Genomic DNA, 22,716 nt, shown 5'->3' with positions numbered 1-22,716 from the left:
GCTTTCTCTCACTATAAATTCTCATATGTCTCCTTAATATCACTTACAAGTAAATTACAATTTCCCATTTGATTTATTTAAGTAATATAATTTTACATATTTTGTAACAGTATACATATAATGATACAACGATAAAATAAAACCTATCTTTCCATCAAGAAATCCTTTTTGCAAGATATAAATCTTGAAGAATGCCCAGTGAGGGCGAAGTATAATATCCTTCCAAAAAGAACAATGTTTTCCTTGTTCATGATATTTCTCAGCAGCTGCTGATGTATATTTGTTGAATTTATTGAAATACTGAGTCCAGTTATCATAGGTATAATGAAACAGTTTTCCTTTTAAAGTTTCTTGTGGAAATGGGCTAATAAAAGTTTCATGTACAAAACCTTCTACGGTCGCCCCTTCTTTTGGCATCAAACGTAATACCTTATCTGGTCGCATAGAGCCATGAGTTGCAGAGTTGTGACGAAATATATTATGACGAAATAACCAATATGCTTTTTTCTCTCTACGTTGTACAACTTGTCTTATTTCATCATTTAATTCAGATGATATCCGTTCATCAGAATCAATAAATAAAATCCACTCACATGAAGACTGACTAATACCAAATCGACGTTGTTGTGCCCAATCTCCATTCAATGCATGATGTATAACCTTAGCGCTCAATTGTTCTGCTAAAGATACAGTTTGATCTGTACTACCATCATCGATGACAAGTATTTCATTTGCACATTGAATGCTCTTAATACACTCTTCTATATGTTGTTCTTCATTACGAGCGAGGATAATCGCTGTCACATTATTCATATATTTCCCTTTAATAAAAAGATGCATGTTACTGCTATATATTATCTTATATAATTAATAATCTAATGATTCAAATGGTTTATGAATAGCTTTATCTAATCTTCTATACTGACTTATTAATTTACCTTTTAAAGATAATTGATTATATATCAGTTTATATGACGCATCTTTTTTAGATTTACGATCTGCTTTCCATAGTTTTTCTACAGTAGATGGAACTATATCTTCACTTATCTGTAATATTAAATCTTTATCAAGACAATACAATTTACATGCATCTAGCCAATAATAGAATTTAAATGCATCAATTTCAAATTTTACAGGAGTTTGTAAGTTTTTAATATTTTCGGCTCCAGCTCTATTAATCATATATCCATGCGTACAAAATGCATTTCGTGTTGAATATAGATTTACATTATTCCCTACACTGCGTATATATTTATGATGATAAATACTCTTTTGTAAAACTACTAAACGAGGTTCATCTGTTTCTTCTAAAAATTCCTTTATTTGTAATAATGAATCATAATTAAAATCCTCTGTAAAATAAATATCATCTTCACAAATCATGATACTTTTTTCATCAGAGTTAAGGAATTCATCGTATACACCACAATGACTTAAGGCACAACCAATTTCACTAGGCGATAAGAATGTATCTTTAATAGCTTTGGTATCTAATTCTTCTTTAGACATTCTATTCGCCATAACAGCATCAAAGAATCGAAACTCTACATTATGTTTCTTAAACTCTTGTGTAGCATTCTCTCTACGTGCTTCATTATTTTTATCTGAAATAACAACTATATTCATAATATCCCCTATTGATTAATACTATCCCCATGTTTTAGCCGCCATGCCGCTAGTTCTCGCATAGTTTTCATATACTTAGCATAATCTTGTGGCATTTGCTCATTTTCTAAATAAATACCATTTGTATCCATCCACAAACGATGGTTAAACACGAATGGCCCTTGATTAAATAGACTCGGCACCATAGCTTCATAGGTTTGCCCTGTGCGACCTACGAGTTCCGCCAAGGTCGGAATGATTTGGATACTCATGCCGAATGCGTCTGGTGAAAGCCATTCTTTTTTGATGCCTTGTCCATAGAAAATAATCGGAATCGTAGAGAACACATTAGCACTTTGTTCACGAGCAAAGGTAAAGCGTTCGCTATGGTCACCGGTGATAACAAATAATGAAGTTGGATCAGATTGTTCCTCTTTGCTAATAAATTCTCCCATCACATGGTCTGCATACCATATGTGGCCCATTTCATTGATTTGTTTATCCGTATTGGCAATGGAATCTGGCAAGTTCTTACGAACCTTATCCGCATCATAGCCTTCCTTCGCCACATTCACACTATATGGAGGATGATTCGACGTAGTCATGATAACATTGATGATCTTTTCGCCACGATGTTTGTCCATGTATGTACTGATAGCCTTGAACATATCTCCATCGGCTACGCCCCAAGCATTTGTTTCATTGCTCGGCATTTCAGATGCATCGTGGAATTCATCAAAACCTTGTTCTAATGCAAAGTTCTTAACATTTTGCCAAGTACTAAAACCGCCATACCAAAATATGGTCTTATAACCTAGTTTTTTCATAACCGGTCCAATACCGAGGCCATACGGTTCTTGTAACATACCTACGCTATAATTTGGATACATCCCCGTATCCGGCATGCCCGTTAATAAACCAATAATGGCAGGCATCGTACCCGTTCCTTGGGCCAAGGCCATTTGTGTACCCATCGCCTTAGGACTGCCTGCGTATTTGCGACCTTGCTCTACAAGATAAGCACCAGGTTCGTTAAATTCGGAAAGGAACGGCCATAAACCATAAGATTCACCGAGAATAATATTAATAGATTGCGGTTGTTGTTGTAATCGCTCTGTTGTTATCGTTTTTGTGAAAGCTTCATCAAATCGTGTACTATTAGGATTACCGCCAATGGATTGTATTTTTTCATGTAACTCAGCAGGTGTTAAGTGAATATCCTCTAGCTCTGAAGTCCGTTTCGCAATGGATTTTACACGGTATAATGCTTGTGCATCGTCTAATATTGTTTCATTTAATAGATTTGAATTAAGTCGAGCTGCGCTTTCCCAGTTAATGGAATTCGTATAACCAAAGGCTCCACCAAAGCGTAAAAATACGAATAATACACCAAATCCAACAAAACTGAGAATACCAGTAATCCATTTACTACGCTTAGTACTAGGTGCCCATTCATATGTGTTGATATTTAGTACTTTCACTAAAAGCCAACTGAAAACAATACTAAGCGCAATGCCACCAATTAAATATGGTATACCATGATATTCATTGATAGCTGTATTGATAATGGCATGAATATCGTCATGTTTGCCATTGATAAGCATCGCATTATACGAAGAATTGAATATGGTATAAAACGGGATACGCCCCATAAAGAGCAATGTAAAGAAGATGGTAACAAATACGTACCAAACCTTGCGTATACCTTGGGCCTTCCATTTTGGCCACACTATAGATGGCAATGTAGCAAATAGCAAACTTACAAGGACAATCGATCCAACGGTCTTCAAACTCAACCGAAAACCAAGCCATAAAGACATTAAAATACTATCCATTGTAGTCGTATCTAATTGAGATTGAAATATAATTAAAAATACGATTCTAAAAAGCGTAAACAAGATAGAAAAGAACAAAAATGCCTTTAATTCCTGTTGAATGCCTTTTATCCAGTTCAACCATCGATACATACCATGTTCCAATTTATACACCAGCCCTACAATTTATTCAAAATACAAATGTATACCCCTATTTACACGTATCATATGTACCATCACAGTTATACACGTGAATACTTCTTGCAACTCGGCCCCTTGCACCGCTTGCATTTTCCACAGCCTTTATCCGTAGTTTTCTGGCCGTGGTTATTTATGAAATCTACGGTTAGTCCTTTTTTCCAGATTTTTTGGATTCCTTTTTCAAGGATTTTTCAAGTTTCTTAGCCTCTTTATCCTTCTTGGATTTTTTATCTTTCTTCTTATCCTTGTCTTTTTTGTCTTTCTTTTTGTTCTTGTCTTTATCTTTCTTTTTCTTATCTTTTTTATCCTTTTTACCTGAAAGCTTCGCCCATTCTTCTTCTACGCGTTTCAGTTGTTTTTTGATAAGCTTGTCGATCTCCTTTTGTTGTTTAGTTTTATCCTTATCGCCTGTGGATTGTTTGGAATACAACAAGGAATTTACCATATCATAAGGATCTAAGGACGTACGAATATCTCTGTCTAATAGGCTTTCATCATCAAAATTGTCCTCTTCGTCATCAAAGTCATCATCATTGACGTCATTACGACTAGATGTTGTTTTCTTATTGGCTGAATGCTCATTAAAATAAACAGCATCTTGATTATCTATAGGATATTCCTTAGAAAGGTCGATATCTTCGAGGTCATGATCTATATCATGTAATTTAATTTGCTCCATCGTATAATCTAAGTTATCTTGATTTGATGCACCGTAACCCATCGGTTTATCAAAGGAAAGAACATCGCCAAACAAATCGCGTTCCAAGCTTTCATAAGAATTAAGCATGCTCATGCGGTCCTGTACGACCTCAATTTGATTCCACAATTCTATCAAATTTGCCGTATATTGCATACGTTCCTTAACCTCTAAATAAGCCTGATGAATAATAGACAATTCTTTTTCGTTAAGACCTTCTTCAGCACCGATTTCTTCAATCATTTGCTGAATTTCTTGATCACGATTATAACGTTCTATTAAGGCACTGCGAATTTCTTCAATAAGACTTGCTGACACGCGTTCCATACGTTCCTCCTTTATGGTATATACTCAGCCCTAATCACTACGATTAATCATTACGAATCAATACATACCATGGTGAATAGAAAATAAATTTTTATACTCTCTAATCTATTATTATATCAGAAAATACGCGGATTTTCTGCGTGTTTTAGTGAAAGTACTAAAACACATTCACTCTATATACCAATATGCGTTCTTTGTCGTCAGTTTTTTGAAATAAATCGCCGCATTGTATTGATTCTTCTGCTTCGAGGCGCACATGATTATTTAAAAAGTATTCTACTTCTTCGTTAATATAGTAGAAAAATAATAGAATTTCTCTTGGATGATGATATAAAGAATCAAAGATATTACCTAGTACGCGTTTAATGGTATGAAGTGCAAAGGGATTAAAGAAAAAGCATCGATCTGCATTGTCTGGCAATGTATAGGTAGCAGCATCGCCAAGGACAAAAGATACGCGGTTCTTGGCAGCTGGGCTTTCACCATTTACGATGGCCCGTTCATACAAACGTTCATCGTATTCGATACCAATGGAATGGCACCGCGTCTGATTCGCCATAAATATGCTAACGCGCCCCTTGCCACTGCCGTAATCGATGAGGGTATTTTGTTTCGTAATATAACCACTACTTGCGAGGCGCTCAAGAACACAATAGTCCGTCGGTTCATATGGATGATGCTCTGCATCCGAACGGCTATCATCACGGCCTGTAGTTTTGATTTGTAACACTTGTTCCCATTCCTGTTCGCTTGTCATCGTATCCTTCTCCCTATCGCTTATATACATGTACATTATGGTTCTTATCAATCATTGTATACATAGATAACATCATTTACAAATGTTAGATAATCATGTATCATAATATATGACAAAGGAAGTTAATGCGTTCAATATGTTGCACGCAAAAATGAAAAAGCAGGGTTGCCGCCCTGCTTTTTCTGTGCTAGTTACTGACGAAAGTATCTATCTAGCCACTTGCAGATGTAGTGACAGGTTACACCTGCTATGATAGACACTATTAAGGAAGTTAAAACGTCTGTCAAAATGTTGCACCCCCTTTCTGTTACCAGTCTAGGGCAGTAACACCTATAGTATATACCAAAAGTACCCTTATATATAGGGTGCTTTTCTTGTATACAAACATTTATTGCTGCTAATATGGTATACTAAAGAGTAATATTTCAATTTTTCTCATGTGCAGAATTATATCTCATAAAAAGGAGTATTTACTTACATGGACAGTGATCTGACCTTAGATTTTATAATTATTATAGTATTAATCATCGCCAATGGCTTATTTTCCATGACAGAGTTAGCCATCGTTAATGCTAAAAAACGCCGTCTCGAAGAGATGGGTGAAGCAGGTAATGAACGAGCTAAAAAAGCCTTTGAATTAGCAGAAAATCCTAATAATATGTTTTCTACCATTCAAATTGGTATTACCCTCGTTGGTATTTTAACAGGTTTGTATTCTGGTGCAACCTTTTCCGCTCCATTAGAAGAATTTTTAGTAGCTCATGTTCCAAGTATTGAACCGTATGCCACATCTCTTAGCTCATTTATCATCGTTGCGATTATTACCTATTTATCCCTCGTTATTGGTGAACTTGTGCCAAAACGCTTGGCTTTAAATAGTCCTGAAAGTATCGCAGTAGTGGTGGCAAAACCAATTTACTGGCTATCAGTAGCATTAAAACCAATCGTTAGCTTCCTCGGTGTTTCTACAGAATTTTTATTAAAATTATTAGGCGTTACTATTAAAGAAGAAGCTCCTGTAACAGAGTCTGAAATCAACAAAATGCTCACCGAAGGCGTAGCCATGGGTGCTTACGAAGAAGAAGAACCTATCCTCGTAGAAAATATCTTTCACCTAGCCGACATGGACGCATCTGACGTCATGACACCGCGGACGCAGCTTAAATGGATTGATTTAAACGCTTCTGAAGATGAAATCATGGAGGTTCTTAAAACGGCAAACCATTATCGCATTCCTGTAGGTGAAGATTCCCTCGATGAATTGCAGGGTATGATTAACGTAACAGATGTTATGGTTGAATGTTTGCAGGGTGAAAGCCCCCTTCACCACGTCATCCGTTCCTGTATGACAGAACCATTGCTTGTACCTGAAAGCATTTCTCTTATGAAATTGCTCAATACATTGCGTAATGAAGGCGTTCACGAAACCATCGTCCTCGATGAATACGGTGGCTTTAGTGGCCTCGTAACATTACATGACATCATGGAAGAAATCGTAGGCCTCATGCCATCTGGTGAAGATGAACGCCAAGAAGAAGAAAACCGTATCATCGAACGCGGTGACGGAACATGGCTTGTAGATGGTCTACTCAACATAGACGAATTTAAAGAATTCTTTCACATCGACAAAGAACTTCCTCGCGAAGAAGATGATCTATACAAAACATTAGGCGGTCTCATGAACCTACTATTCGGTAGAATCCCACGAGAAACAGACAAAACCTATTGGGAAGGATACACCTTTGAAATCGTAGACATGGATAATACGAGAATCGACAAAATTTTGGTTAGTTATGTTGAACCAGTTGTGGAACAAACAGAAGAATAAAATTTAGAGCACGTATTGTCATAAATACTAATATAAAAAAATAGACTCCCAAAAACTCCACCGGCCGGGTCTGACTCCGGCCTTCGGCCTCCGCAGGGCCAAAGTCGTTTTTGGAAGTCTATTTTTTTATTACTAATATCCTATGATCCTACGTGCTCAAATTTTCATTTCTGCTGTATTCGCACAACCGGTAAACATAATCTATGAGAGAAACACGCTACGCGGAGCCCAACGAAGGGTGTGAGCTAACAGAGGAGCGTAGCGACGTATGGGAGCCACACATCTCTAATCCAGCGGCGTAAGATTTTCCAAAGGAAAATTCACAGCCACTGGAGAAGTCGTTTTCAAGAGGGGTTCTCTCATCTTCTATTCTACGTTTGTTGCACAACTTGGTTAACTTAATCATCTAAAGCTCTTTTTAGTTCTTCTAACGTTTTATAACTAGGGTATTTCAAATCTCTAGCTATTTTCTTTGCTTCTTTCATCGCATCTAATGTTTTTTGATTATATTTTTCTCTATCTTTCTCTTGTTTCATAATTCCACCAACCTTTATCAAAACTATTATAACCTAAATTTCTCCCCGAAGGTCCCCTCTCTCCAATTATTAGAAAATATATATGTTTGTATAGGCTCTGGTTTATGATATTTTTTAACGAAGAGGCACCTTTCTAAAACCGACTTTACTAGGTCAAGCCATCAGGCGCAGACCGTTAAGGTAGCTGGAGGTTTTAGGAAGGTGCCTCGCAGTTACTAAATTTAGAAAACATATATATTTTCTAATATAATTAATATACATATAGAATTTTTGTTTAATATATAGTATTATTTAATTGTATAAAATATATATGTCATAGTAGTTATTGCTTTCACAATAATCTCTATAATATGTGTGAAGGAGAGAATTATGAATCGTAGTGTATTAGGATTGACCACGGCGCTACTGATGAGTGCACTAGTCATCGGCGGTTGTGGTTCGAATCAAGAAGAGCATGATACGAGTCTCAAGGTACGGACGATTACGATTGGCGAGGAGGCTGGCACAACGAGTGCTGGGTATTCGGGAACAATCCACAATAAAACGGAAACAAATTTAGCGTTCCAAGTTGGTGGCCGTATTATTAATAAGTTCGTCAGTGTAGGTTCCCCTGTTCAAGCGGGTCAAGTTATCGCCCAAATTAACGGCGCTGATACGGCTAGTCAAGTACAAAATGCACAAGGAGCCGTTACGGCAGCTCAATCGGCATATGAGCTAGCCAATACGAATGCGGAACGATTCCGTACTTTATATGAACAAAATGCGGTTAGTAAATTACAACTAGATCAAGCAGAAAATCAATTGAATGCTGCCAAGGCTCAGTTACAACAGGCTCAAGCAGGTCTCAATTTGAGCAATAATCAAAATAGTTATACTACTCTTGTTGCTCCAGATAGTGGCCTCATAACGGCGCTTAATCTCGAGGTCGGTCAAGTGGTCTCCGCTGGTCAACCAGTAGGCACCTTGGCGGCTGGTCATGAACCAGAGGCGGTTATTTCGTTGCCTGAACAAGAAATGAGTAAGATTCGCATAGGTAGTACTGCTACCATCAGTTTCTGGGCTTTACCTGATGTGAAAGTACAAGGGATTATCCGAGAAATTTCACCAGTACCAGACCCAATGGCACGGACCTATACGGTAAAAATTGCCTTACAAAATCCACCAAAAGAAGTACAGCTTGGCATGACCATCAACGCGGTCATCAATCAAGTAGAGACAACGGATATTTCTATTCCATTGACAGCTTTAGTGAAAGACAAACAAGGTAATAATGCGGTCTATATCATTCGAGATAAAAAAGCACATCTCGTACCAATTCAAACGGGCGATTTCGGTAATAATTCGGTTATCGTTAAAAGTGGCCTCGCTAAAGGAGATATCGTTATCACCGCAGGCACCCAACAATTACAAGAAGGGACGGCGGTGCATGAATGAAGAACTTTAACTTAGCCGATTGGGCGTTACGCCACAAATCTATTATCTATTACTTCATCGCCGTACTCCTCACCTTTGGTATATTCTCGTTCACCCATATGGGACGCATGGAAGATCCAGACTTTACGATGCGTACCATGGTGGTCGGCGTTTCTTGGCCAGGCGCATCACCGCAAGAGATGTCTGATCAGGTAACGGATAAACTGGAGGAACGACTACGGGATCTTCCGGGTGTAGATTATACTAAGTCTTTCACAGATGGCAGTAAATCTGTTATATACATCAATCTAAAAGAAGATTTGCCATCAAGTAAAATTCGTCCCGCCTGGGAAGAAGCACGTAACATTATCAATGATGAGTGGAAATCCTTACCATCTGGCGTTCAAGGTCCAGCTATCAACGATCGATTCGACGATGTATACGGCACGATTTATGCCCTTTCAGGTGACGAATTTAGTTACGAAGAAAAACGGCAACAAGCGGAAAATTTAAAACGACAATTGTTATCCGTTCCAAATGTAAAAAAGATTACCCTTATTGGAGTACAAGAAAAGTCCCTCGATATAACTATTAATAAGGATAAATTGGCCTCCTATAAGGTAACTGTTCAACAAGTGTTAAACGCGCTCAAACAGCAAAGCGCCATGGTGCCAGCTGGTATGGTTAACACCGATACGAACAATGTATATATCCGTGTGAATGGTGTATTCGATAGCGTCGATGCTGTCAAAAATATGCCAGCCCGCATCAACAATCAAATCGTACGACTTGGCGATGTAGCGGATGTAACAATGACCTATAAGGACCCATCTAGTCCTCAATTTTACTACGAAGGCAAGCCTGCCATCGGCATCGCTATTTCCATGGATGCTGGTGCGAATAATATCGAATTTGGCGAGGCTATCGATAATAAACTAAAGGAATTTAAAACGACGATTCCCGCTGGTTTAAACCTAGATCAAGTATCGAATCAGCCGCACATCGTTAAGGAATCCATCGGTGATTTCTCACAATCTCTATTCGAAGCCATCGCCATCGTATTGCTCGTAAGCTTTGCGTCCCTTGGCATTCGCACTGGTGTTGTAGTGGCGCTCACCATTCCTGTCGTTGTATCCACCGTCTTTGTGTTGATGTACGAAAACAGCATTTATCTACATAAGGTTAGCCTTGGTGCCCTCATCTTGTCACTGGGCCTCCTCGTAGATGACGCCATCATCGTTGTAGAAATGATGAGCGTTAAGCTTGAAGAAGGCTTTAACCATTGGCGTGCAGCCACCTTTGCTTATGAATCTACAGCCTTTCCGATGCTGTCCGGCACGCTCATTACCTGTGCTGGTTTCTTGCCTCTCGCCTTGGCAGAGGGCATGGTTGCAGAATTTACTAAATCCTTGTCCATCGTTGTGTTCTTAGCCCTCGTCCTATCTTGGATTGCATCTGTTCTGGTCAGTCCTGTACTGGGCTATAAAATCATAGAAAACAAGGCTGAAAAACCCGAATCCGAATGGACTCGTCGCGATCATATTATGCATCGTCTGAAAACGATTTTTTATGCACGTTTTGAAAGTCTCCTCCACTGGGCACTCGGTCATCACAAGGCTATATTACTGGGAACATTAGTGGCTTTTATCCTATCTCTATTATCATTTCCGCTCATCAAACAGGAATTTTTCCCATCATCAACGCGGAATGAAATCATTGTATCTATGCAATTTCCTCAAAGCTCATCCATCGATTATACGCAAAGCCAAGCTAAATTATTGGATGCTTTGTTAAAGGACAATGAGCATATCGATCATTACACAACCTATGTAGGTGAAGGGTCGCCGCGGTTTGTATTGACCTTAGAACCGGAATTACCACGTGCTAATTTCATGCAAACCATCATTGTCACAAAGTCCTTGAAGGATCGTGATGCATTGTTCAAGGATTTACAAGATCAGTTAAACAATCAATATTCATCAGCCCTCATCAATATGCAATTCGTTCAAATTGGACCTCCATCTAAATATCCTGTTATGCTTCGTGTATCGGGACCTAATGCATCTGAGGTAAAAACGATTGCTAATGATGTGAAAGCCATGATGCAGCAAGATAAGGACTTACAAAATATCGCCTTTGACTGGCCGGATACAGAGCCTGTAGCACAGGTTCATATCGATCCAGATAAGGCTCGTATGCTTGGCATCAATAGCTATGCTGTATCGCTTCATTTACAAAGCTTGTTAACGGGTACAAAAGCGGGTGAATATTACGAAGGTAACCAAACAATTCCTGTTACTTTCAAATTAGGTGGCAATGAAAACCACAATCTAGCGGCACTTTCATCACTACCAATCCAAACAGGCAATGGTTCCTATGTACCGCTCAGCCAAATTGCCACGATTTCCATGACCCAAGAGGAAGGGATTATCTGGCACCGCAACATGATGCCGACCATCAGCATCCATGCTAATGTTGGCCCTGGCGTACTTGGCAATGCTAAGACAAAAGAAATCTACAAGAACCTTGAAGAATATCGTCAAAACTTGCCGACTGGCTATACTATCGAGCTCGATGGCGCCGCTGAAAAGAGCGTTACAGCCGTTAAAAAATTGCTCGTCCCAATTCCTATCATGCTCTTTGTGATTATGACCATTCTCATGTTCCAATTGAAGAAAATTGCACTCATGCTCATGGCCTTATTCACGGCTCCTCTAGGACTCATCGGTGTTGTACTAGCCCTAAACATTACACGTACACCACTTGGATTTATGGCCATTCTCGGTGTTATCGCCCTCTCTGGCATGATTATTCGTAACTCCATCATCTTGTTGGACCAAATCGAAATCCACCGTGCTGAAGGCCAATCTCCACGAGAAGCCATCATCAACTCGGCCACATTAAGGTTTAGACCAATTATGCTAACCGCTATCGCAGCCATCCTTGGCATGATACCGCTCATGGGATCCGTATTCTGGAGCCCACTAGCCATCGCCTTTAGCGGCGGCCTACTCGTGGCAACGGTACTCACACTCATCGTACTACCAGTTATGTACGCAACATGGTATAAGGTAAAATAAATAATAGATATGTATTATACCTAACAATTGATTGACTACTAATTCTGATAGTATTAATATAACTTTGACAAGGGAAATAAGTAAGTTGCAATGTATTCACGCAACAAAAAAACAGCAGGGTGGCGGCCCTGCTGTTTTTATATGTTCTAGTTTCTCACTCAAACCCGGCCGATGGAAATTTTAAGCAAAATAGAATAAGTAGTGTTTCCGAACGACTTTTTCTTTTTCTAATCCAGACTGTTGTATTTAATAGAAAATAGATGGGACCACTTGTTTCATGACTTTGGCCCTGCGGAGGCCATAGGCCGGAGTCAGACCCGGCCGGTGGAATGAAACAAGTGGTCCCATCTATGAATTCTTATTAAATTACAACGGCCGTACCATTACATGTCACCATAAGCATGCCATTTTGTGCTCCTACGGTACTGTATTGGAATGATACGCCAATAACGGCATTAGCGCCGATTTTGCTAGCTCGTTTTGCCATTTCATCGATTGCTGCTTGGCGTGCATTCATTAGTGAATCTTCATAGCTTCCGCTGCGGCCACCAACGATGTCACGAATGCCAGACATAAAGTCTTTTACAAAGTTACGGCCTTCTACGACCTCACCAAATACGATACCTTTGTACTCTTGTACAGGTTTATTTTCAATATGCATAGTTGTGGTAATAATCATAATTGTATCCTCTCTAATTGACTACAATATATTTTGATTCATTATAGCAAGACTTTTATAGAAAAACAATCTTATAATGATAGCTTTCATATAAAACAATTACCTAATACTGCATGTACAAAAAAAGACCTATTCACTACTTTCATAATGAATAGGTCTGATTGTATTACGTTTTTATTTATCAAAATCGCGGTCTAGATTTACTTCTTTCAATGGAACTAATTTAGTTTTATTAATCCATTTGTAACCGAAGTATACAGCGAAGAAGATTGGCAATCCGATGTAAGCAACGGATACGCCGTACCAGTCGATTGTATCGCCTGTGAAAGCGGAGTAGTTTTGACCAGCAATAATAAAAATACATAAAATTAAAGCCAAGATTGGTCCAATTGGGAACAACCATGCTTTGTAAGGCAATTCACTAAGATCTCTACCTTGTGCAATGAATGCACGGCGGAAACGATAGTGAGAAACTGCAATACCAACCCATGCGATGAAGCCACAGAGACCAGAGATATTAACAATCCAAGTATATGCAGTACCTTCGCCGATGAAGCTTGTAAGGAATGCAAATAAACCGATGGCTGTAGTTACTACCAATGCAGGAACTGGAACACCACGTTTGTTAAGTTTAGCGAAGATTTGTGGCGCTTGACCTTCTTTAGCCAATGCGTAAAGCATACGAGTTGAAGAATACAAGCCGGAGTTACCAGCACTCAATACAGCTGTTAAGATAATAGCATTGATAAAGCTAGCAGCAAAAGCGAATCCAAAACGGTCAAATACAAGTGTAAATGGAGAAATGGATACGTTTTCAATGCTAGAATTCAATAGATTTGGATCAGTGTAAGGAATGAGGAAACCGATTACTGTGAAAGCCCCAATATAGAACAATAGGATGCGCCAGAATATGGAGTTAATCGCTTTAGGCACGTTCTTTTCAGGGTCTTCTGCTTCCCCAGCGGCTACGCCGATAAGCTCAGTACCTTGGAAGGAGAAACCAGCTACCATGAAGATAGCAAGGATGGATTCCCATCCACCTACAAATGGAGCATCACCTGTTGTCCAGTTTACAAATCCTGGAGATGTACCGCCAATGCCTAGGATAAGCATTGAACCACAGAATAGGAATACAAAAACTGTAATTACCTTGATGGATGAGAATACGTATTCACTTTCACCAAAGGAACGAGTGGACAAATAGTTGAGTCCAAATAGAATTAATAAGAATAAAGCGGACCAGACGATGGCCGGTACATCAGGAAACCAATATTTCATGATCAGGGCCCCTGCCAGTACTTCGGCAGCCAATGTAATAGCCCAGTTAAACCAGTAGTTCCAACCTAAGGCAAAACCAAAGGCAGGGTCTACATAGCGTTTTGCATAAGTCCCGAAGGAACCAGGAATCGGCAAGTACGTAGCCATTTCCCCAAGAGATGTCATGAGGAAGTACACCATGAGGCCAATGAGGCCGTAAGCTACGAGAGCACCACCAGGGCCTGCAGTACTTACTACTTCACCACCAGCTACAAATAAGCCAGTACCGATAGCACCACCTAGAGCAATCATATTCATATGACGCGCTTTTAGGGTACGTTTTAGATGTTGATCTTTGTTGGACGTAAACTCTACGTTATTATGTTGATTATCAGCCATGGTGCACCTCTTATAAGTCTAGATTACGCACATATTTTGCGTTATCTTCAATAAATTTACGACGAGGTTCAACCTTATCACCCATAAGTACGGTAAAGATTTTATCAGCTTCGATAGAATCTTCTAAGCTAACTTGTAAAATTGTACGATTTTCAGGGTTCATTGTTGTCTCCCACAATTGTTCAGGATTCATTTCACCCAAACCTTTATATCGTTGAATTGTAATACCATCGCGGCCTACTTCATCAAGTTTTGCTGTGAGCTCTGCATCAGAGTATACATACCAATGGGATTTGCCTTTTTTAATTTGGTATAAAGGCGGTTGAGCAATATAAATATGTCCTTCCTCTACCAAAGGTTTCATGTATCGATAGAAGAATGTGAGAAGCAATGTACGGATGTGAGCGCCATCAACGTCCGCATCTGTCATGATAATAATTTTATTATAACGGGATTTAGTAATATCGAATTCTTCACCAATGCCAGTACCGAAAGCGGTAATCATGGAGCGAATTTCGTTATTCGCCAAAATCTTATCAAGGCGTGCCTTTTCTACGTTTAGGATTTTACCACGCAATGGCAAAATCGCTTGGTAACGACGGTCACGACCTTGTTTTGCAGAACCACCCGCAGAATCACCTTCGACTAGATAAATTTCAGTCATAGATGTATCTTTTTCGGAGCAGTCCGCCAATTTACCAGGAAGGCTAGATACCTCTAACGCGTTCTTTCGACGTGTCAAATCACGGGCCTTACGAGCAGCCTCACGAGCACGGCTCGCCATCGTTGCTTTTTCGATGATCTTCTTCGCATCTTGTGGATGTTCTTCAAAGAATGTTTTAAGACCTTCTGACACGATAACGTCAGTAATACCTTTTACTTCACTATTGCCAAGCTTAGTTTTAGTTTGACCTTCAAACTGTGGTTCTAATACTTTCACAGAAATAACAGCAGTCAAACCTTCACGTACATCCTCACCGGAAAGATTGCTTTCATTTTCCTTGATAAGACCAGATTTACGGCCATAATCATTGAGTGTACGCGTCAATGCGGCACGGAAGCCAGATAAATGTGTACCACCATCAACGGTATTGATGTTATTTACGAAGGATAACAAGTTTTCGCTGTAACTATCATTATATTGCAATGCAACGTCAACAACTACGTCATCCTTTGTATTTTCAATGTTGATAACAGTTGGGTTAACAACTTCCTTGTTTTCGTTCAAGAATGTGATGAAAGAACTTAAACCACCTTCGTAGTGGAAGCTTTCAATACGAGGTTCCTCTTGGCGCAAATCGCTCAATGTAATGCGAAGGCCCTTGTTAAGGAACGCCAATTCTTGTAAACGGAACTTCAATGTATCAAAGTTGAACACTGTAGTTTCAAAGATTTCTGGATCTGCTTTAAAAATAACTGTTGTACCGGTGCCTTCAGCTTTGCCAATTTCATGCAATTCAGATGTTTTATGGCCACGAGCAAAGGAAATTTCTTGAATGATGCCATTTTGAGAAACTTGAACCTTAGTCCATTCACTCAATGCATTTACAACGGAAATACCTACGCCGTGAAGACCACCGGACACCTTATAGCCGCCGCCACCAAATTTACCGCCTGCATGCAATTTAGTTAATACCAATTCCACTGCGGACATGCCAGATTCATGCATGCCTGTTGGAATACCACGGCCATCATCTACAACGGTAATACTATTATCTTCATTAATGGACACTTCGATATGCGTCGCATAACCTGCGAGCGCTTCATCCACTGAATTGTCTACAACTTCATAAACGAGGTGATGCAAACCACGCACAGACGTACTACCAATGTACATCCCCGGGCGTTTACGCACCGCGTCTAGACCCTCAAGAACCTGTATATTCTGAGCGCCATAATTTTCTTCAGCCATTAAACAAACTCCTCCTAACGACATAAACCGCAATATGCTTATGCACAACACGTCTACGATTATAGTTTATCTCATTATTATACTATATATTGCTAATAACTTGAAAGCTATATATTACTAATTACTTATTCTTCAATATTGAGTAAAACTCATCAATACGTTTTTTCAAAGTTTTTAGTGATATACCAGATGCATACACACAATCATCTGTTACGATATATGTTTTTATCTTGTCTTCAGGCACCACGTTTATAACCTCAGCATCATAATACGATATGCCCGTCCTATGCGATTTTCCTGAATCCGCATGAATCATGGTAATGATTGAATTCATAGGGATACTCAAATTATCGCCAATATGTAAGTACATAAATCTCCTTATTCTTTTGAGGTGGATGGGGAGTGCTTTCTCGCTCCACCGGCCGGGTCTGACTCCGCCCTGCGGGCTCCGCAGGGCCAAAGTCGCTGCGAAAGTACTCCCCATCCACCTCATACAGCCTAATGCTATTCCAATATACCTCTAAGCATATTGAGCTCTTTTTGTTTTTCTTCACTCAAGAATTTTGATCTATGTTTATTACACAGGTTAATCACATGTTGATCTGTTAATTCTTCAGGTGGTTTATGGGTAATGAGCATGGCTGCCATATACATGTGATTACGGCTAGTTGAACCATGATATACCTTGTCTAAATAAAAATAAATAAGTTCTCTCATAGCCATGGCAAAGTCATCAAAAGTGCAGTTTATATATTTACAACATTCTTTGTATTTTATATAAGGAATCCGTCGAATTTGCCGTTTAATATTGTTGATATGCTCACGATGAATTTCATATTCACAGGTAACACAATGTTTAGTAGCTCGATTCATCAGAATTCGACAGCGTTCACAACGATGATAGCCATGTTCTAATAAATAGATTTCTTTTTTGCGACTGCTAATAATTACGTTTCTGAAAGTATCTTTTAATGTGTCATCAGAGATTTTGTTAACCATATTGTCGATAACATTTATATCATCATCGGATAAGATGATTTTTGACATATCTATATAGCCTTCTATATCAGGCATTTCTATATGATATATCTCCGGACCAGACGATTCTTTCACAAAGCTCTGACGATGCATCATAAGGCCCATTTCGGTGATAATCTCACCTTGATAATAATCATTAATGGCCTTAAGAATGCGTTTTTGGTTCATCTTAACCTCTTGCATCCACTGCGAATTATCAGCACTAAGCACAATTTTAGGAGGTTTAATGTCGATGATGCGCGTATGGCCTGCATAAATTGGACCTACCACATCACGCCAATGATGAATCAGAGTATTCAGTTTAAATTTTTCAAGTATACCTAGCTCATCAAGACCACTAGCTAAGCACATATTAAGGCTTTCCATAATGGACTTGCCCCTCCTGACATTGAATAAATTGAACACCTTGTAGGTTTTCAAAATCGTGTATATCCGTCGTAGTTATGACGGTTTGAATGCGTTTATGGATGAACTGCAATAAATTATTCCGTCTCGCCTCGTCAAGCTCGCTCAATACATCATCTAAGAGCAATACGGGATATTCGCCTACTTCGGATTTGATAAATTCTAATTCGCTTAATTTTAGTGACAGCACCGCCGTCCGCTGTTGCCCTTGGGACCCAAATCGCTTTAAATCAATAGAATCCGAAAAGAACCGCAAATCATCACGATGAGGACCTACGCTTGTGTTCATGCGATGACGATCCTGCGGCAACGACTCTTGTAATAAATCGTAAAAGGATTCCTTTGTATATACAAGATGATTATCCTTCCCATATGGTTGTTCATAACCGATGGTGAGATTTTCAAGACCGCCCGTCAATTTACGATTCATCAAATCGATGAGCAAATTTATTTTCTTTAAACTTTCCATTCGTTTTTTTACGATGAAAGCCGCCATATCCGCTAGCTGTATATCCCATTCAGCAAGAGGAATATTCTGCTTACCACGATATTCCTTCAACAAGGTATTGCGTTGTTGTAATAAGCGATTATATTGCAACAATTGATGATAATAAGTAGCGCTGGTCTGCGATATTTCCATATCAAGAAATCTACGACGCCCCGATGGACTGCCCTTGATGAGCTGTAAATCTTCCGGACAGAATATAACTGTATTTAAGGTACCAATTAATTCCTTCTGAGATATTTTAGTATCATTTAAGCGAATATCTTTTGGTCCTTGACGAAATAGCTTAATATTTACCTTCTGCGGCGTATCCTTTTTCTCAAAGTTCACCACAATACCTGATTCATCAGCATTAAATAAAAGCATATCCGACGTATCATTTGTACGATGGCTTTTACCAATGGTACCAACGTAAATCGATTCCAATATATTGGTTTTACCAGCCCCATTGGTGCCATATAAGACGATGATTTCAGGATGTAAGGATATATTCAATTCCTTATAGTTGCGAAACTGGAACAATTGCAGTGAGTTGATTCTCACCGATTATGCCTCCTCTTTGGTAACGATGAATTCTACATCGAGACCATCTACACCTATCACATCACCAACGCGACATTTTTTACGTTTTTCTGTAACGATGACGCCATTTAATGTAAGTACTTGATCATCGATAAGGCTTTTTACTTGGCCCCCTGTTTCGATGACACCTTCTAATTTAAGTAGTTGATCGATTTGAATGTACTCCGTATGGATAGGTACATGTTGTTGTTTCATAACGTCCTCCTATGGTGGACAAATTACTGTATGTGACGATTAAGCATTCGTACGAACAGGTGTTACTACGTACGTATAGTTCGGATTATTATCTTGGCGAATCACAACAGGACCATTTTGTTTTAAATACATATGGATATTATCGCCTGTGCTGTGACGCAAGATATCAGAAATGTAGCGACCATTAAAGGAAATCGTGAATGGTGTGCCCTTAAATTCCACAGGAATTTCTTCCTTTGCCATACCAATTTCAGCATTTTGGCTAGACAAAGTCACTTGTACCTCGGACCAGTCATAGCGAATTACGTTGTAACTCATATCTTTTGCCAATAAGGATACACGATCAACGGCGCCTGCAAAATCTTTGCGGTCTACAATCGCACTAGAATCGAATTGAGCAGGAATTACCTTTTCATATTCTGGATATGTACCTTCGATTAAGCGAGAAATAATATAGATGGATTCAAACATGAACACGATTTGTGTGCGATTCCAAATGATTTTAATAACAGATGGATTGTCTGTTGGCAATAAACGAGATACTTCTGCTAAAGCCTTTGTTGGAATGATAACGCGCATTGGATTAGTTGCTGGTTCATCGATAGTTACTTTCTTAACCGCCATGCGATGTGTATCTGTAGCAACCATAGTTACTTCTTTGTCATTTGCATCTTTAATTTCAAGTAAAGCACCAGCAAATACAGGGCGATCATCATCGCTGGCTGCTGCATAGTTCGTAAGGTCGATAAGTTCTTTCATCGCTTGGCTGTCCATAGTTACATGATCTTGGTCATGAATTTGTTCAACTAAGGAAAAATCGTCTGGATGCAATGTGACAAGATTAAATTCAGAGGAACCTGATGTGATTTTTAAGGAATTGCCATCTTCTGGTTTGTTCAATTGAATTGTTTCACCTGGCAATTTGCGGATTAATTCTTGGAAGTAACGAGATGCAACCACCAAAGTACCTGGTTCTAAGATTTCTGCATCGATGGTAAGTTTGATGCCCAATTCAAAATCGTTACCTTGCAGTTCCACTTGATTATTTTTTGTGGTGATATAAATGGAACCTGGTAGATTGGAACTTGTTTTGTTTTGAGATACTTTTTGTAAAACGTTAATGGCTTTTTGGAGATTGGCCTTTGGAAATTTGATATTCATATCGTAAATACTCTCCTTGTTTGTAATATTCATTGTGCGATTTACGTTGGTCCTCTATAGATAATCAACGATAGATCGGTTTTCTGATATGTTTTTGATTGTTTTGTAAGTTTAGTAGTATTTGTAGTAGGCACTGTGAATGTGTGTACATGTGAAAGTTTTCTAGATTTTGTGCCTTTCTACAGGTGTGGATAAGTGTGTGTATACATTGTTTTAGGTTATCCACATACTCACAGAAAATCTTAAATTCTGCATTATTCACAGATTTATACACAGTCTATCCACAGAGTTATCCACACCTATTTTAGTTGAGTGATGAAAGCTTGGCTTTGATGTCTAGGATAATCTGTTTTGTTTCAGGATTCTTGTCGATTTCTTTGCTAATCTTATCGTACGCATGCAAAATCGTCGTATGATCCCTCGAAAAGGCTGCTGCGATTTGTGGATAGCTTTCATTAATCACATCGCGACACAAATACATGGCAATTTGACGTGGAAATGCAAATTGAGCCTTACGTTTCTTGCCTAACAAATCTTGTTTCTTAATATTGAAATAAGTACTGATAAAATCTTGAATGGACTCGATATCAATCAGTGTCACCCGTTCCGTCGTGATGATGTCGGACAATGTTTTTTTCGTGTATTCTAGGTCGATACTGCTAGTTCGTTGTTCAAGGGATGCAGTACCGATAAGCTTGTTGAAAGCCCCTTGCAGTACGCGGATGTTTTCATCGAATTGTAATGCCACGTAGTTAATGGCATCGTTGTCGATAACGAGATTCCGATTCTTGTTGTTTTCCTTTTCAACGAGAGCTTTCAAAATGGCGATACGCGTTTCCAAATCTGGATTTTCCATGGTCGCTACATAACCTGCTTGGAACCTAGAACGCAAGCGCTCTTCGAACTGATCCATATCGTTTGGCATGGTATCGCTGGTGAGGACGATTTGTTTGTTATTGTCCAATAATTCGTTGAAAGTATTGAAAAATTCTGTTTTCGTACCCTCTTTATTTTCCAAGAACTGAATATCGTCGATGAGCAATACGTCGATATTGCGGAAGGTGTTACGGAATAGTTCGCCTTGTCGCTTGCGAATGGATTCGATGAACAAATTCATGAATTTTTCGCTCGTTGTACACATCACCTTAAGATTTGGATATCTTTCGACAATGGCATTGCCAATAGCGTGCATAAGATGCGTCTTACCGAGGCCAGACGGGCCATAGATAAAGAGCGGATTATAGTCGCCACCTGGATGTTCCGACACATTTTGAGCGGCTCCAAAGGGAATGCGGTTCGAATTGCCTGTAATGTAATTATCGAATCGATAGCCACGGTTGAGCTGAGACGACGACAAATCGATAGGAATATCCATAGACTGCAGCGTTTGCGCAGCTTTTGTCTGTTCCATAGGGAACATCGGCTCATCAGGAATTAACTCATACGTTTCTTTTCGTTGAATATACACAGGTTCATCATAGACCGGCGTGTAAAACTCCTCTTGATAAGGAACCTCTTGTTTCGTAGGTTTTGTAAGTTCCGTAGCATTTTTCAGCGTACTCAATGCAGTACTTACGGAGAAAGTATCCGTTACTTGCGGTGGCTCTACCGGTGTTTCCTCTTTGGGTGGAAATAAATCAAGTAAAACCATATTTAATTGTTTGCCCGTCACTTGCTGGATGGCATCTGTTAACATCTTACTCACCGTTTGCTGAGATTCAATGACATTTTTTATAAAACTCTGCATAACCACAATGTGAATAGAATTGTTATCTATACTCATCGGTATGAGAGATGTACTTAAACTTGAATAAATCGCAGGTGGCAGTGTTTGTTTCGCTACTTGTAATATATGTTCCCATATATCATTAAGATCAGTTGCTTGCATTTTATGCCTCTTGTGTATAAATTTTACTAAAAATGTGGATAACTTTTGTAATTATGTGTATAACTTATTCAAAAGCTGTGGAAAAATTAAAAATACCTGTGAATAACATGTGCACAACTTGTGAATAAGAGAAAATAAAATTCCCTTCCAACCTTATAAACACTAGGTTTTTACTATTCATAGGTTAAAAGAGAAAAAATGTGGATAACTTTTGTAAGCTATCTATAAAATACTTATAAAAACATATATTTTTTACCAATTTCAGTTATAATTGTACCAAAAAATAGGGGGATTGTCATTTAATCTGTGGATAACTTTTATGGAATTTGTTTATTTTTAGTTGTAAATGTTGATAAGATCGGTTAGGCCATTACTTTTTAGCTCCACCGGCCGGGTCTGACTCGCCCTTTGGGCTCGCAAGGCCAAAGTCGCGAAAA

The 22,716-nt window shown here is 38.9% G+C and carries 18 protein-coding genes; 3 read left to right on the top strand and 15 right to left on the bottom strand.

The features are described 5' to 3' along the window. Nucleotides 1–54 precede the first annotated feature (54 nt). The 5 genes from VTHSUH11_RS05650 to VTHSUH11_RS05630 all read right to left on the bottom strand — a co-directional run bounded on the left by VTHSUH11_RS05650 (nucleotide 55) and on the right by VTHSUH11_RS05630 (nucleotide 5,401). Nucleotides 55–813, bottom strand: coding sequence for a glycosyltransferase family 2 protein (locus tag VTHSUH11_RS05650; protein ID WP_105092942.1), 759 nt, complete (start codon nucleotides 811–813; stop codon nucleotides 55–57). 54 nt (nucleotides 814–867) lie between these two features. Further along, the gene (locus VTHSUH11_RS05645; RefSeq protein ID WP_105092941.1) at nucleotides 868–1,626 is read right to left on the bottom strand and encodes a glycosyltransferase family 25 protein; all 759 of its coding nucleotides are present in this window, start codon (nucleotides 1,624–1,626) and stop codon (nucleotides 868–870) included. A gap of 8 nt (nucleotides 1,627–1,634) precedes the next feature. Beyond that, a complete protein-coding gene (locus VTHSUH11_RS05640; protein WP_105092960.1) occupies nucleotides 1,635–3,572 on the bottom strand; it encodes an LTA synthase family protein in 1,938 nt (645 codons plus the stop codon). A 193-nt stretch (nucleotides 3,573–3,765) separates the two neighbouring features. Then, on the bottom strand, nucleotides 3,766–4,644 hold the full coding sequence (locus VTHSUH11_RS05635) for a hypothetical protein (RefSeq protein WP_105092940.1): 879 nt from the start codon (nucleotides 4,642–4,644) through the stop codon (nucleotides 3,766–3,768). A 157-nt stretch (nucleotides 4,645–4,801) separates the two neighbouring features. Next, entirely contained in the window at nucleotides 4,802–5,401 is a 600-nt protein-coding gene (locus VTHSUH11_RS05630) for a class I SAM-dependent methyltransferase (protein ID WP_105092939.1), read from the bottom strand. A gap of 478 nt (nucleotides 5,402–5,879) precedes the next feature. On the opposite strand from VTHSUH11_RS05630, the gene VTHSUH11_RS05625 reads away from it, so the two are divergent. After that, nucleotides 5,880–7,229, top strand: coding sequence for a hemolysin family protein (locus tag VTHSUH11_RS05625; protein WP_105092938.1), 1,350 nt, complete (start codon nucleotides 5,880–5,882; stop codon nucleotides 7,227–7,229). A 398-nt stretch (nucleotides 7,230–7,627) separates the two neighbouring features. Here the strand turns inward: VTHSUH11_RS05625 and VTHSUH11_RS09560 are convergent, their stop codons facing one another. After that, nucleotides 7,628–7,765: a hypothetical protein gene (locus tag VTHSUH11_RS09560; RefSeq protein WP_181143914.1), complete on the bottom strand. Its 138-nt coding sequence runs from the start codon at nucleotides 7,763–7,765 to the stop codon at nucleotides 7,628–7,630. Between the two features lie 369 nt (nucleotides 7,766–8,134). Between VTHSUH11_RS09560 and VTHSUH11_RS05620 the strand changes: the two genes are divergently transcribed. Both VTHSUH11_RS05620 and VTHSUH11_RS05615 read left to right on the top strand, forming a co-directional pair. Beyond that, a complete protein-coding gene (locus tag VTHSUH11_RS05620; protein ID WP_105092937.1) occupies nucleotides 8,135–9,199 on the top strand; it encodes an efflux RND transporter periplasmic adaptor subunit in 1,065 nt (354 codons plus the stop codon). Then, nucleotides 9,196–12,258 (top strand): efflux RND transporter permease subunit, encoded by a 3,063-nt coding sequence (locus VTHSUH11_RS05615; protein ID WP_105092936.1) that lies wholly within the window; start codon nucleotides 9,196–9,198, stop codon nucleotides 12,256–12,258. Before VTHSUH11_RS05620 ends, VTHSUH11_RS05615 begins: the two co-directional genes overlap by 4 nt. Nucleotides 12,259–12,619: 361 nt before the next feature. Here the strand turns inward: VTHSUH11_RS05615 and VTHSUH11_RS05610 are convergent, their stop codons facing one another. The 9 genes from VTHSUH11_RS05610 to dnaA form a co-directional block, all read right to left on the bottom strand. Beyond that, a complete protein-coding gene (locus VTHSUH11_RS05610; RefSeq protein WP_105092935.1) occupies nucleotides 12,620–12,937 on the bottom strand; it encodes a YbjQ family protein in 318 nt (105 codons plus the stop codon). 174 nt (nucleotides 12,938–13,111) lie between these two features. Next, nucleotides 13,112–14,593: an amino acid permease gene (locus VTHSUH11_RS05605; protein ID WP_105092934.1), complete on the bottom strand. Its 1,482-nt coding sequence runs from the start codon at nucleotides 14,591–14,593 to the stop codon at nucleotides 13,112–13,114. A gap of 10 nt (nucleotides 14,594–14,603) precedes the next feature. Beyond that, on the bottom strand, nucleotides 14,604–16,505 hold the full coding sequence (gene gyrB / locus VTHSUH11_RS05600; protein WP_059364542.1) for a DNA topoisomerase (ATP-hydrolyzing) subunit B: 1,902 nt from the start codon (nucleotides 16,503–16,505) through the stop codon (nucleotides 14,604–14,606). 121 nt (nucleotides 16,506–16,626) lie between these two features. Then, nucleotides 16,627–16,875, bottom strand: a complete 249-nt coding sequence (remB, locus tag VTHSUH11_RS05595) for an extracellular matrix regulator RemB (RefSeq protein ID WP_059364541.1) — start codon at nucleotides 16,873–16,875, stop codon at nucleotides 16,627–16,629. A 134-nt stretch (nucleotides 16,876–17,009) separates the two neighbouring features. Continuing rightward, a complete protein-coding gene (locus tag VTHSUH11_RS05590; protein WP_105092933.1) occupies nucleotides 17,010–17,909 on the bottom strand; it encodes a DciA family protein in 900 nt (299 codons plus the stop codon). After that, nucleotides 17,896–18,996: a DNA replication/repair protein RecF gene (recF, locus tag VTHSUH11_RS05585; RefSeq protein WP_105092932.1), complete on the bottom strand. Its 1,101-nt coding sequence runs from the start codon at nucleotides 18,994–18,996 to the stop codon at nucleotides 17,896–17,898. Before recF ends, VTHSUH11_RS05590 begins: the two co-directional genes overlap by 14 nt. A gap of 3 nt (nucleotides 18,997–18,999) precedes the next feature. Next, nucleotides 19,000–19,230, bottom strand: a complete 231-nt coding sequence (locus VTHSUH11_RS05580; protein WP_105092931.1) for an RNA-binding S4 domain-containing protein — start codon at nucleotides 19,228–19,230, stop codon at nucleotides 19,000–19,002. A gap of 39 nt (nucleotides 19,231–19,269) precedes the next feature. After that, on the bottom strand, nucleotides 19,270–20,391 hold the full coding sequence (dnaN, locus tag VTHSUH11_RS05575) for a DNA polymerase III subunit beta (RefSeq protein WP_105092930.1): 1,122 nt from the start codon (nucleotides 20,389–20,391) through the stop codon (nucleotides 19,270–19,272). 304 nt (nucleotides 20,392–20,695) lie between these two features. After that, complete coding sequence (gene dnaA, locus VTHSUH11_RS05570) at nucleotides 20,696–22,279, bottom strand: chromosomal replication initiator protein DnaA (protein ID WP_105092929.1); 1,584 nt, start codon at nucleotides 22,277–22,279, stop codon at nucleotides 20,696–20,698. Between the last annotated feature and the right edge of the window lie 437 nt (nucleotides 22,280–22,716).

It is taken from the genome of Veillonella tobetsuensis, assembly GCF_002959935.1.
GTDB classification, from domain to species: Bacteria; Bacillota; Negativicutes; order Veillonellales; family Veillonellaceae; genus Veillonella; species Veillonella tobetsuensis.
The sequence above is the reverse complement of the archived record's forward strand: the minus strand, read 5'-3'. Positions and strand labels throughout refer to the sequence as shown.